Annotated in this window: 8 protein-coding genes; 1 reads left to right on the forward strand and 7 read right to left on the reverse strand. The window is 36.1% G+C overall.

Going from position 1 to position 13,285, the window contains the following annotated elements; all coding sequences use genetic code 11:
- Nucleotides 1-341 precede the first annotated feature (341 nt).
- Both HCO57_RS11430 and HCO57_RS11435 read right to left on the reverse strand, forming a co-directional pair.
- Complete coding sequence (locus HCO57_RS11430) at nt 342-758, reverse strand: response regulator (RefSeq protein ID WP_136951664.1); 417 nt, start codon at nt 756-758, stop codon at nt 342-344.
- Nucleotides 748-2,616 carry a sensor histidine kinase gene (locus HCO57_RS11435; RefSeq protein WP_167989147.1) on the reverse strand — a complete coding sequence of 623 codons (1,869 nt, stop codon included), beginning with the start codon at nt 2,614-2,616 and terminating at the stop codon, nt 748-750. The genes HCO57_RS11430 and HCO57_RS11435 overlap by 11 nt, the downstream gene beginning before the upstream one ends.
- 295 nt (nt 2,617-2,911) lie before the next feature.
- Here HCO57_RS11435 and HCO57_RS11440 point away from each other — a divergent pair, with 295 nt between their 5' ends.
- Nucleotides 2,912-5,482: a toxin-antitoxin system YwqK family antitoxin gene (locus tag HCO57_RS11440; protein ID WP_167989148.1), complete on the forward strand. Its 2,571-nt coding sequence runs from the start codon at nt 2,912-2,914 to the stop codon at nt 5,480-5,482.
- Here the strand turns inward: HCO57_RS11440 and HCO57_RS11445 are convergent.
- From HCO57_RS11445 to HCO57_RS11465, 5 genes are all read right to left on the reverse strand, one after another.
- On the reverse strand, nt 5,479-5,886 hold the full coding sequence (locus HCO57_RS11445; RefSeq protein WP_167989149.1) for a two-component system response regulator: 408 nt from the start codon (nt 5,884-5,886) through the stop codon (nt 5,479-5,481). The two genes, HCO57_RS11440 and HCO57_RS11445, sit on opposite strands and share 4 nt — an antisense overlap.
- Nucleotides 5,879-9,274 (reverse strand): PAS domain-containing protein, encoded by a 3,396-nt coding sequence (locus HCO57_RS11450; RefSeq protein ID WP_167989150.1) that lies wholly within the window; start codon nt 9,272-9,274, stop codon nt 5,879-5,881. The genes HCO57_RS11445 and HCO57_RS11450 overlap by 8 nt, the downstream gene beginning before the upstream one ends.
- A 202-nt stretch (nt 9,275-9,476) precedes the next feature.
- Nucleotides 9,477-11,507: a M3 family metallopeptidase gene (locus HCO57_RS11455; RefSeq protein WP_167989151.1), complete on the reverse strand. Its 2,031-nt coding sequence runs from the start codon at nt 11,505-11,507 to the stop codon at nt 9,477-9,479.
- 80 nt (nt 11,508-11,587) lie between these two features.
- Nucleotides 11,588-12,079 carry a 5-(carboxyamino)imidazole ribonucleotide mutase gene (gene purE / locus HCO57_RS11460; RefSeq protein ID WP_010519358.1) on the reverse strand — a complete coding sequence of 164 codons (492 nt, stop codon included), beginning with the start codon at nt 12,077-12,079 and terminating at the stop codon, nt 11,588-11,590.
- Complete coding sequence (locus tag HCO57_RS11465) at nt 12,076-13,230, reverse strand: 5-(carboxyamino)imidazole ribonucleotide synthase (protein ID WP_167989378.1); 1,155 nt, start codon at nt 13,228-13,230, stop codon at nt 12,076-12,078. The genes purE and HCO57_RS11465 overlap by 4 nt, the downstream gene beginning before the upstream one ends.
- Between the last annotated feature and the right edge of the window lie 55 nt (nt 13,231-13,285).

Consider the following 13,285-nt stretch of genomic DNA (forward strand, 5'->3'; position numbering starts at 1 on the left):
TGGTACATTCTTTAGTTAGACTACAAATTTGCACCCCAAGGTTCACAAAACTCTCACAGCATTACCCTAAAACATTGTTCATCTATTTTATTGATTTTCCTAGGATTAAACAATTTTCTTAGCGTGTTTTTTGAGCAGCTACAAAAAATAGAATTGAAATAAAGGTTATTATTTTTTCTTTAATCTCTTAAATATTTCACAAATTGTGATAAATTGAAAGCAAAACCTTGGCTATGGTATTTAAATACAGAAAAGGAATTGTTGCGTTGGTAGCGGTATTAGTCGTTTTATGGGTAGCTTTTAGAATGGTATCTATAGGAGTTGAAACTTTGCCCTAGCAATTACAGTTTACCAGTGGAGCGTAATTCTTCTACAATAGCTTTTAATTTAACCGGTCTAATAGGTTTTATAATGTAGTCCGATATTTCGCTAATAGAATTGGCTTTATCAATGTCTCTTTGGTCTACTGAAGATGAGACCATGTAAATGGTTATTTTTTTACCCACTCGTGGCTTAATATTTATGTATTCTTCCATAAACTGAAAACCATCCATTATAGGCATGTCTAGGTCTAAGAAAATAACATCTGGTAATTGTTTATTATTGTCTAGGTTAGAAATTAAATATTCTATAGCCTCTTCTCCGTCAGAAAAAACCAAAATTTTATCAAAAGACTTTAGTTTTTCTAAAATTGAAGTCATTGTAAACTGGTACACTGCATCATCATCTACTATACAAACATTAAGATTATTTGTCATCAAGGGTGTAATTTAAATCTATGGTAAATGTGGTTCCTACATCTACTTTACTATCTACTCTAATGGAACCGCCCATGGCTTCTACCTGGGCTTTGGTCATAAACAAACCTACGCCGCGTGCTTCTGGATTTCTATGGAATACCTTATTTAGGCCAAATATTTTGTGGCCGTAACGCTGTAAATCTATCCCAAGACCATTATCGGCGAATTCTAGAAACGCTTTACTACCTTCTAATATTGTACGTATTTTAATATGAGCAGCTCTATTGGGTGAACGGTACTTGATTCCGTTGCTCATTAAATTTAGGAATATGCTTTCTAAGTAAATGGGGTTATATCTTAAAGTATCTAATTGTGAAAAATCTACAGTTATAGAGGTGCCCGTTTTCTGTAAATTTGGACCAAGCATCTCTTTGGTTTTTTTAAAGGTTTGGCTCATAGAGGTTTCTAATACTTCACCTCTGTTATTTTTTACAGTTAAGGAGTCAATTAAAGTGTTTAATGTGCTTGTTAAATGGTCTACAACGGTTTCAAACTTTTCAAAGATAAGAGCACGTTCCTCATCGTCTTCAGCTTCTTTGTAAAAACCTAAAAGCGTATTTAAATTGCTTACAGGTGAACGTAAATTATGAGAGGTGATATGTGTAAAATCTTCTAATTGTTTATTCTGAGTTTTTAATTTTGTAGTGGTATGTCTTAAATTTTGGTTGGTTTCAAGAATTTTATATTCAGCCCGTTTTTGTTCGGTAATATCTCTGATGGCTATAGAAATTAAAGTGCCTTCTGCAGTGGCTACAGGGTTAACACTAATCTGTGCAGGGATGTATTTGCCTTCTTTGTTAGTAATGAATAAATCATGACTAGATTTAAATAGAATATTCTTAGGATTTTTATAAAAATCTTTACCGTAAAATACTTCTAAATCTCTTAAACTGGTGGGAGTTAGTAGTGTCACCGGTTTTTTAAAAAGCTCTCGTAAAGAATAACCAAAAAGTAATTCTGCTTGATTGTTTATAAGTTGTATACGCCCCCGCTCATCTGTAATGACCATAGCATCCGGAGCGGATTCCATTAATCCCCGGAATTTAATTTCTGCCATACGTTGCTCCGTGATATCTTGGCAAGAACCAAAAAGTTCAATTACTTTGCCATTCTCATCCGTAACGGTCTTACCAATAAGCTCTAAATATCTTATAGTACCATCCTGTTTAACTACTCTATGAATGTATTTTTCAAACTTTTTGGTTCTAAGAACTTTAGTCAAGTGCTTGTTTACCCCATTTAAATCCTCTTTGTGTACCCTAGAGTAAGCATCTGCAACACTTAAGGGTTTACCTAATGGCAAATCGTACATGAGATAAAGGTTGTCAGACATGGTCAAATTGTCATTCACTAAATCCCAATTCCAATAACCAATCATGCTCAGTTCTTCTGCAAAAGTGAGCTGCTTGTTCTTTTTATCTAAAAGAATCTTATTCTTTGTCCTTTCTGTAATGTCTTGGAAAATACCATATACTTTAACACAACGACCGTTAATATGTTCTGCTTGTCCAATGGAGCGTACAAAACGTTGATTCCCTTTAGCCGTTTCTATTTCTAAATCAACATCAAAGGGTTCACCTGTTTTAATGGTATGGATAAAAGAAGCATAGATAGTATCTCTGTTAATTCCTTCTTTATAAAAACCAAAAGCGGTTTGTAAGGTAGGTTCAAAGTCGTGCGGTATTTCCGCAATGTCTTTTATAATATTATTCCAATGCAGTTTTTCCTCAACCAAATCGTAATACCAAATCCCTATTCTCGCAATATGATTTGTTTCTTCAATAATGTTTCCGGTGAATTCGGAATAGCTGTCCATTACCATTGTTCTTTATTTAAGGTCAAGGTGTTTATTAGCGTATGACTAGTCTTTTTGGGTGTTTATGTTTTGATACTCAGCTTGTAAAGCGGAGATGCCTTGCAAATTAAATAAATTAATCTCCTCTTTAATAAAATTTAACAATAAATTTCCTACTCACGTTTTATGAAGTCTCTTATGCTAACGTCGTTTATGTAGGGTTTAGTATGGTTTTGCTAGAGAAACCCTGAAAACGGGGAGGTAATCGATTTCACGGTTTTTTATCTTTGGCTTGAATCAAAATTTGAGAACAAAAATGAAGTTTAACCAGTTGTCCGTCTTTTTTATTTTCTGTATGGTAAGTTTTGCAAACAGCCAATCTAATAATCAGAAAGATACTGTTTATTTTGATGCAAAATGGAAACCAGTTGCCAGTAAAAGTATAGCAAGTTATTACCGATTGCCAGTAATTAAAGAAGGAGATTTATACCGCTACAGAGACTTTTATATGAGCGGACAAAAACAGATGGAAGCAACTTCCACATCGCCTACCAAAGAAATATGGCAAGGTACAGTAACATGGTATAAAGAAAATGGTGCAGTGTTGCAACAAGCGGCGTATGTAAATGGAAGATTAGAAGGACCATACATTAGTTATTTAGGTGGAGAAAAGCTGATAGCTACATATAAAAATAACAAACAGATTGCAGGTAAAAGAAATACCATTACAGTAGGCTTTGGAGGCAACTACATAGAAGTTAAAGGTGATACCATTAAGGAAATAGAGTATGAAGATGATATTAAAGGTATACGTAGGGTACGTATTGGTACTCAAAAGGAATATGAAATAGCTGCAGTTTACTATGGTAAAGACGGAAAATATTTAGGTAAAAAAGTAAAGCTAGACAACTTTGGAATAGATGGTATAGAAGTTTTTTATAATTATAACCCCATGCGTGTACATGCTATCAATTACTATAAAAAAGGAATCTATTTAGGGCAAACCTTGTATTACGACAACGGAAATGTAAAGATAGCACTGACTCAAGAACCACAACTTAAAGAAACATTTTATACTAAGGATGGAAAAGAACTAGGGGCTGTCGTTTACACCTTTGACCAATATGGTAGAAAAGTAGATAGTGGTACGCTATTTAAGTATGGGAATAATTATAGTAAAGACGGGTTTACAGAAGAAGATGTAAAAACAGCAATTACATATAACAAGGGTAAACAAGTGGTCCACAAAGAATATTATGCTAACGGGCAATTAAAGGTTGTTAACATTTTTGATAATGGTATTAAAAAATCACAAACCAGTTATCTAGAAGATGGTACGGAAGATGCATCTATTACGTATGAAAATTATGCGCCTGTAACTGGCACAGAAATTAGCGGAAATTTTAGGACTATTTATAAAGAAGGTAAACTAATAGAAAGAAAAGAATATTTTCTCGGAACAAATAAGATAAAGGTGAAAACTATACCTGGGAAAGAAATGTATTTTGATTATCAAGGGGAGCAACTAGGTATTTTAGAATTAGAAGGGGAAGGTACATATGGCAAACCTTTAAACGGTCAACGCTATAGATTGGATTACCAAGACCATTCCGTACAAGAAATAGCAAACTACAAAAATGGCGTTTTACAACAACGGATTACATGGGTAAAACGCCAAATAGGAGAGAAGGAAACCAAGAGGTTTAAAAAGATTACGGATTTTGATAAAACTGGCGGGAGTAAGGTTAGAGAGCAGTTTTTTTATAGCAACGGTAATAAACAAAGTGATATCTACTTCAAAAATTATAAGGAAGAATCTGGGACTTTCTACGCTTTAGATGCTACAGTTTTGGGTGCATACGATTATGTAAAAAAGGATGGAACGCTATATAAATTTTTTAGTGAATCAGATAAGGTAAAGGAAATAGCCAAATACAAAAATGGCAAAGAAGTGTACCTAGAAAAGTACGATTACGGCAGTGCTAGCAGTTATGGAGAAATAAACCCTGTGCTAATTCAAAAAGTAGATATTGAATGCTGTGCTGTATTTTATACCAAAGAGGGCGAATTAATAGCAGAAGCTACGTTTAAGAACGGGAAGGTTTGGAACGGCACAGCTTATTTGCCAAGTACAAAAGAAAAATGGGAGTTAAAAGATGGTCAACGCCACGGTGTCTATCAAAAATTGAGTTACAATTTAAATGTTTTGACAGCGGGTACATACGTTAACGACAAACGAGAGGGTGTGTTTAAAACCTATTCTAATTATGGTCAGTTGCAAAGTGAATTGCATTATAAAGACGATGAGTTAGATGGTTTATCTATTTATTATGATGATAAGGGCGCCGTAATTGGTAAGATGGAGTATAAAATGGGTAAGCCATACCATGGTGTTAGAGAAAAACCATTGTCTTATGGTCGTTCTTTGGTTATACAAACGTTTAAAGACGGTATGTTAACCAAAGAAGATTCTACGGATAAAGAAGGGAGATTGGTAAAGGACTATGCTGTAGGGGGAACGGCTCATTGTACCCGGTTTTACCCAAATTCTATGGCGAAAAAACTTGATTATACTTTAAAAGACGGAGTGTTGACAGGAGTTGTTACTCGGTATGCCAAAGAAGGTAATCCGTTGGTTAAAGCAACCATTAAAGACAATAAGTTGGTGCAAGGTAGCTTGTACCTAAATAATACATATAGTGGTCAAAAAAGCTTTAGCTATTACATTTTGGCAATAGAAGACGACTTTCTAACGATAGAAATTTATGATGCAGACCATGCGTTACAGTTCCAATCTAAAGAAAAAATGCTGTTCGGAGCTGTAGGTACATTTTCTAACAGCTTAAATTTAGGAGTAGACTATATCAATGAATCTAGTTTATACTAAACGTTATGCAATTTTTCTATTATTTGTGTAAGCTTACTGTCTTCTATTGGTTTTACAATGTATTCTACTATGTCTTGTAATTTAGTAGCTTTTTCATAGTCTTTAGGGTCTAAAGAAGAAGAAGTCATATAAATAATGATGTCTTTTTTTACTCTTGGTTTTAACAGATTATATTGTTCCATAAATTGAAAACCATCTAACACAGGCATGTCAATATCTAAGAAGATTACATCTGGTAATTTATCTGTTGCGTCACAATGGTCCAAAAAATAGCTCATAGCCTCATCACCGTTGTCAAAAATATAGATATGTTCAAAAGCGTTTCTTTTTTTAAGAATAGCTTTCATGGTAAATTGATAGATGTCGTCGTCATCTATAATGCAAGCACTTGGTTTTTTAGACATCAAGAGATAGATTTAAATCGATTTTAAATGTGGTTCCTTGGTTCACTTCACTTTTAATTGCAATAGAGCCACCCATGGCTTCTATTTGAGCTTTTGTCATATACAGGCCAATGCCTCTAGCTTCTGGATTTTTATGAAAAACCTTGTGTAAGCCAAAAACTTTATGACCATGTTTTTGCAAATCTATACCTAGTCCATTGTCATTAAAATATAGAAATGCGCTGTTTTGCTCCCATTTGGTACTTACATTAATTATAGGACTACGCTCAGGAGAACGGTATTTTATAGCGTTGCCAATAAGATTTAAAAAGATACTTTCTAAGTAAATATCGTTGTAAACTACAGTAGATATGGCTTTAAAATCTGCCTGTATCACTGCTCCAGTTTTCTTTATTTCTGCTGCGAGTAGTTCCTTGGTTTTTTGTAAAACAGCATTTAAATCTAATTGCTGCCTTTCAATATTGGTGTCACTTTTAATCATTAGACACTCAATTAAGGTGTTTAAGGTGTCGTTTAGGTGATTGGCAACAATGGTAACTTTATCAAACAAAACGTCTTTTTCTTCTTGCTCATCCGTTTCATTATAGAATTTAATTAAGGTATTAAGATTGTTTACAGGAGAGCGTAAGTTATGAGAGGTAATATGTGTAAAATCCTCTAGCTGTCTGTTTTGTTCTTTTAATTTTTCTGAACTTGCTTTTAATTCCGTATTCGCGGTAAGTAGTTCGGCTTCTTGTTGCTTTTGCAAGGTGATATCTTTTAAGGTGATAATAGCTAAAACCTCATTGTTTGTTTTAAACGGACCTAAGGTTACAGTGGCAGGAATACGGTCACCTCTACGATTTATAAGATGTAAGTCGTCAAAATCAGTTAGGGTTATGTTTTGCGGATTTCTAAAAAACTCTTCGTAATAGGCTACACTTTTGCGCTTGTATCCTTTAGCCACAAGGTCTACAACAATAATTTCTTTTAGTTCCTTTTCTGAGTAGCCAAAAAATAATTCTGCCTGTTTATTTACCAATTGTATTTCTCCCGCCTCATTAGCAATGAGCAAAGCGTCAGGGGTAGAAGCTAGTAAATCTTTAAATTTTAGTTCGGCTTCTAATTCTAAAGTAACGTCTTTTATGGTTCCAATAATATCGTCAATGCGCCCTTCCTCATTCAAAATTAAGGAGCCTTCACTTTCAATAGTTTTAATTATGCCATCTGGAGTTTTTATACGATAAACATGTTTGGGAAAGAGCTTGTCCTTAAAAATGGCTCTTTTAGCCTCTATTAAAATATGTCGGTCCTCTGGCAATACAACTGTTAATAGAGTATCGAACTCCATAGGAGTGCCTAACTCAAAACCAAGAATTCGGTAATAGTTGTCAGATAAGTCAACAGCACCACCTTTTTCTGCCTGCATACGCCAATAGCCTACACTGCTGGCTTGTTCTGCTCTGTTTAGTAATTCGTTTTTTAAGATTAGTTCTTGTTCTCTTTGTACTTGCTCAGTAACATCTTGTAAGGTGCCATTCACTTCTACCAACTCATTGTTACTGTTATAAGTGCCAACCGCTATTAAACGGATATTTTTTACAGCTCCATTTTGTAATTGTATTCTGTGTAATACGTCATGGTGTTTTTTGCCTCCATAACCTAGCTCTACCTGTTTTTGTACATAATCTCGGTCGTCCTCGTGAATGTAATTATAATATGTTTCAAACGTAATGGGAGCGCCTTTTTCGTGCTCAAATATAGTATAAAGATTATCTGACCATAAAATATCATGCGTTACTGTATCCCATTGATAGTAACCAATTTTAGTGAGGCGTTCCGCAAAGGTTAGATAGTTGTTTTTTCTTACTAATTCTTGTTCTTGCACTACTTGTTCTGATATATCTTGGCAAGTGCCTAACATCTCTGTAACGTTACCATCTTCATCAAAAATTACTTTTCCGACGGATCTGATTGTCTTAATAGTGCCACTTTTAAGCTGTATACGATAGACCTGCTTTTCAAAAATTCCAGTGTCAAAAGCTTTTCTTATTTTATCAGATACGGCCTTTTTATCTTGAGGGTGAACGTAGCCAATATAGGTGTCATAACTGATGGGAGTGCCAAGTTCGTGCTCGTAAATTTTATACAAATTGTTAGACCATGTGACCCTATTGATAGATGGAAACCATGACCAATGCCCCACAATGGCCATCTCTTCTGCTAGATTAAGCTGATGGTTTTTTTGTATGAGTAATTTTTCCTTACTAACCTGCTCCGTAATGTCTTGGCATGTGCCAATCATTTCTACTACACGGTTATTAGCAATAACTTTTACTTCACCTACTGTTTTTATGATTTTGGTTTCGCCACTCTCAAGGTTTATAGTATAAACAATATCTTTAAAAACTTTGGTTTTAATAGCGGTCTCTATAACCTGATTAACTCTTGCTTTATCTTCTTCTGCTATAAAACTTGTAAATTTATCTAAGCTGATAGTGGTGTCCCTCTCTACACCATATATGTCGTACAGATTGTCTGACCATAGGGCAATGTCTTCATCTAAATTCCAAGTCCAATGCCCAATACGGGCCATTTTTTCTGCTTTATTCAGCTGATAGTTTTTTTGGAATAATTCGGTTTCTTTGGCTATTTGTGAGGAAATGTCTTGAGCCGTGCCTACTAGTTGGGTTATCTTGTTATTTTTATCTACTGTAGTATGGCCCTGCAATTCTATATGTTTTACCGTGCCATCATCTAGTACGATACGATAGTTAAACTTATTAAATTGCCCTGTTGTTACAATTTGATGTGTACATTGTTCTACATGGGTTACATCATCGGGATGCACTTTTGCAACGGCATCATTGAACTTAAGTGGAGTACCAGGGGCTACGTCAAAAATAGTGTATAAATTCTTAGACCAAATAACTTCATCGGTCTCCAAAGTCCATTTCCAATACCCAATTGCAACCGTTTTTTCGGCAAATTGTAATTGTTGGTTTTGGGTTTTTAAGTCTTTTTCAAGGAGTTTACGCGTGGTAATATCTTGAGCTATACCATATATTTTGGTGGGGACTCCATTTTTTAATTCTACTTCACCTATACACCATACAAATTTTTGATTGCCTTTCGGCGTGCGTATCTCTAAATCTACGTTCATCATTATACCTTTACTGATGGCCTTAGTAAAAGCATTACGTAGTAAATACTTATTACGGGTACCTTGTAATAAAGAGAATACCTGTGGTAGGTTAGGGGTAACATTCATTTCTGTCTCCGTCATCACCCGGATTCCATCACTCCAGAATAGCTCCTGTGTGGCAATTTCATATTCAAATATTCCAACCTTGGCAATTTTACCTGCTTGCTTAAATTTATCCGTATGTATTTTAGGAAGACTAAACATGTAGTTAGTAACGACAACTTAACGTATTAATTATCTTATTGTTTATGATATACATCTACTATAAATGTAAGTTAATATTTATAGATTAATAAGAAAATTACTACTAGATGTAAAAAACCTATGGTATATTGACAGGAAATATTCCGTGAAAAGTGGCAATACAAACTCCGCAAGAATTAAAGTAAGGGAGTTTGCGTTATCCTTAAGCCGATTTGTTTAGTAATCCTGCTCGTTCTAAAAGTGCTTCAATTTTAGGTTCGGCACCTCTAAATTTCTTATACAAATCCAAAGGGTTTGCTGTCCCTCCTTTAGAAAGTACGTAATCTTTAAATTTTGTGGCTATCTCCTTATTGAATATCCCGTTTTGTTTAAAATATGCAAAAGCATCCGCATCTAAAACTTCTGCCCATTTGTAGCTGTAATACCCAGAAGCATACCCCCCTTGAAATATATGGGAGAAAGAAGTACTCATACAGGTTTCTGCCGTTTCAGGATATAACTGAGTGCCTGCAAAAGCTTTGCTTTCAAAACTTTTAACATTGGTAATCTGGGTTGGGTCTTGACCGTGCCAAGCCATGTCCAATAAACCAAAGCTTAATTGGCGTACGGTTTGCATCCCCTCTTGAAAGGTGGCAGATTCTTTTATTTTTTGCACCAGTTCCATAGGAATCAATTCCCCTGTTTCATAATGATGGGCAAACAATTCTAGCGCTTCCTTCTCATAACACCAATTTTCAAAAACCTGACTTGGCAACTCCACAAAATCCCAATATACAGATGTTCCAGAAAGGCTAGGGTAGGTGGTGTCTGCCAGCATACCGTGTAAACCATGGCCAAATTCATGGAATAAGGTAGTAACCTCATTAAACGTTAATAAGGACGGTTTGCTAGCTGTAGAGGGAGTAAAATTACAAACATTACTTACATGTGGTCGCACATTTTTGTCGTCCTTTCTAAATTGGGATTTAAAAGAGGTCATCCAAGCGCCACCACGTTTGCCTGGTCTAGGATGAAAATCGGCATAAAAAAGTGATAAGAAATCATCATTAGCATCGTAAACTTCAAAGGTTTTTACATCTTCATGGTACTTATCTATGTTGGTTACTTCCTTAAACGTAAGTCCAAATAGTTTTTCGGCAACCTTAAAGACACCATCAATAACATTTTCTAACTTAAAATAAGGTTTAAGCGTTTCATCATCCAAATCAAAAAGCTTCTGCTTAAGCTTTTCACTATAAAAAGCACTGTCCCACTTTTGTAGCAGGTCTATACCATCTACTTCTTTGGCAAAATCTTGTAATTGCTTAAACTCAGCTTCGGCAGCAGGTTTAGCTTTGCTCAATAGTTCTTGTAGAAAATTATTTACTTTTTTTGGGGTTTCCGCCATACGCTCTTCCAGCACATAGTGTGCGTGGGTAGCATAGCCTAACAATTGGGCACGCTCAAAACGTAGTTTGGCTATCTTTAAAACATTATCCTGGTTGTCTAGTTCATCCCCATGAAACCCTTTGCTGCCAAAGGCCAAAGAAAGTTTTTTGCGCAATTCCCTGTTTTCTGCATATTTCATAAAAGGAATGTAACTTGGGTAATCTAGGGTAATTAACCAACCATCTAATTCTTTTGTTTTTGCCAATTGCGCGGCTGCCTCTTTGGCGCCTTCTGGCAAGCCAGCTATATCAGACTCATCCGTTAGATGCATTTTAAATTTGTTGGTTTCTGCCAACACATTTTCACCAAAGGTGAGTTTTAATTTTGCCAGTTCCGCATCTATTTCTCGCAACCGCTCTTTTTTGTCTTCTGGTAAGTTGGCGCCGTTTCTGCTAAAAGCTTTGTAGCGCTTGTCTAGTAATTGTTGTTGCTCGCCATTAAGGTCTAAACTGTCTTTTTGTTCATAAACCGTTTTAACCCTTTTAAATAAGCCTTCGTTTAAGGTAATATCGTTCTGAAAAGCAGATAATAACGGAGAAACTTCTTGAGCTATTTTTTGAATGTGCTCATTGGTTTCTGCTGAGTTTAAGTTGAAGAAAACACTGGTAACCCGATCTAATTGATAGCCCGCATAGTCCAACGCCGCAATGGTATTCTCAAAGGTTGGGGCTTCTTTATTGTTGGCAATTGCCTCAATTTCTGCTTTTGCCAAAGAGATACTTTCTTCTATTGCAGGTTTAAAATGCTCGTTTTTTATCTGGGAAAACGGAGCCATATCAAACGGTTCTAACAAAGGATTTTTCATAGTTTTCTTTTTCAAATTTTAATTTCTTCAGTTTCTTACCATCAACCATCAACCATCAACCATCAACCATCAACCAATAACTAATACTTATTTCTAACCTCTTCTGCGCCTTTGATTACCTTTTCCTTTAGTCCTTCTTTATACACTAAAATTTTATCAAGCACACACTGGTCACTTGCGCCAATTATCTGTGCCGCCAAAATACCGGCATTTTTTGCACCGTTTAGGGCAACCGTAGCTACAGGTACACCCCCAGGCATTTGTAAAATAGATAAAACACTGTCCCAACCGTCTATGGAGTTAGAACTTTTTACTGGTACGCCAATAACGGGTAGGGGAGACATGGAGGCAACCATACCCGGGAGGTGTGCCGCACCGCCTGCGCCAGCAATGATTACCGCATATCCGTTTTTGTGTGCATTGGTACTAAAATCAAATAGTTTTTCTGGGGTTCTGTGGGCAGACACAATATCTACATCTACCTCGATATCAAAACCTTTTAAAATATCTATAGCATCTTGCATAACGGGTAGGTCGCTAGTGCTACCCATAACTATGGCTACTTTGCTCATTTGCTTATTACTTTTATTTTTTCTTTTACTTCTTGTGCTACCTGCCTGGCCTTTGCCATATCGGCATCTACTATGGTTACATGTCCCATTTTCCTAAAAGGGCGCGTCATTTTTTTACCGTAAATATGGGGGGTAACCCCGTCCATGGCCAAAACCTCTTCTATGTTTTCGTAAACTACTTCTCCTGTATGGCCTTCCGCCCCCACAAGGTTTACCATAACACCCGCTACTTTACTTTCGGTTTTTCCTAAAGGCAAACCAAGAATGCAGCGTATGTGTTGCTCAAACTGATTGGTAAAGCTGCCCTCTATGCTATAATGCCCACTATTATGGGGTCTTGGAGCTACTTCATTCACTAAAATATCATCGTCTTGTGTCTGAAAAAGTTCAACGGCCAACAAACCTACCTGTCCAAAACCTTCGCTCACTTTTTTTGCAACGGCCTGCGCTTTTTGGGCTATTTCTTCTGGAATACGTGCTGGACAAATTACATATTCTACTTGGTTGGCCTCTGGATGAAACTCCATTTCTACCACAGGGTAAGTCTTGGTTTCGCCCTTACTATTGCGAGCCACAATTACAGCCAATTCATTTTTGAAGTTTACCATCTCTTCTGCAATGCACTCCACGTTTGGTAAACCTTCTAAATCAGCTAATTCACGAACAATTTTAACCCCTTGTCCGTCATAACCAAATTGCGCACTTTTCCAAACAAAAGGCAACTCCAAACCGCCATTTTGCACACTTTCTTTAATTTCAGAAGTATAGGCATATCTAGTAAAATCAGATGTGGGTATGTCGCTATCCCTATAAAATAACTTTTGGGTAGCCTTGTTCTGTATGGCGCGCAAAACTTTAGGTTGTGGATAAATAGTTTTACCCTGTTCTTCTAGCGTCTCTAAGGCATCAACATTAACATTTTCTATTTCTATGGTGAGCACGTCTACATCCTTTCCAAATTCCATCACGGCATCATAATCTAAAAGGTCGCCAAGTACAAATTCATTACTGGCTATAGCGCACGGTGCTTCCTTAGAATCGTCCATAACTTTAGTTGTTATGTCCCATTTACGTGTCTCATAAAGCATCATTTTACCCAATTGGCCACCGCCTAAAATACCCAGTTTAAAATCCGAAGAAAAGAAGTGCATGGTTATATCTAATTTTAATGCTGGCAAAAATACGGGTATTCCTTTAAAGCAAGAA

It is taken from the genome of Croceivirga sp. JEA036, assembly GCF_011882165.1.
In the GTDB taxonomy this organism is placed as follows: Bacteria; Bacteroidota; Bacteroidia; order Flavobacteriales; family Flavobacteriaceae; genus Croceivirga.

Bases quoted from the DNA above. Each gene is read 5' to 3' on its own strand.
- HCO57_RS11430 (WP_136951664.1), bottom strand. From the start codon at position 758: ATGACAAATAATCTTAATGTTTGTATAGTAGATGATGATGCAGTGTAC.
- HCO57_RS11465 (WP_167989378.1), bottom strand. From the start codon at position 13,230: ATGCACTTCTTTTCTTCGGATTTTAAACTGGGTATTTTAGGCGGTGGC.
- HCO57_RS11445 (WP_167989149.1), bottom strand. From the start codon at position 5,886: ATGTCTAAAAAACCAAGTGCTTGCATTATAGATGACGACGACATCTAT.
- HCO57_RS11435 (WP_167989147.1), bottom strand. From the start codon at position 2,616: ATGGACAGCTATTCCGAATTCACCGGAAACATTATTGAAGAAACAAAT.
- purE (WP_010519358.1), bottom strand. From the start codon at position 12,079: ATGAGCAAAGTAGCCATAGTTATGGGTAGCACTAGCGACCTACCCGTT.
- HCO57_RS11455 (WP_167989151.1), bottom strand. From the start codon at position 11,507: ATGAAAAATCCTTTGTTAGAACCGTTTGATATGGCTCCGTTTTCCCAG.
- HCO57_RS11440 (WP_167989148.1), top strand. From the start codon at position 2,912: ATGAAGTTTAACCAGTTGTCCGTCTTTTTTATTTTCTGTATGGTAAGT.
- HCO57_RS11450 (WP_167989150.1), bottom strand. From the start codon at position 9,274: ATGTTTAGTCTTCCTAAAATACATACGGATAAATTTAAGCAAGCAGGT.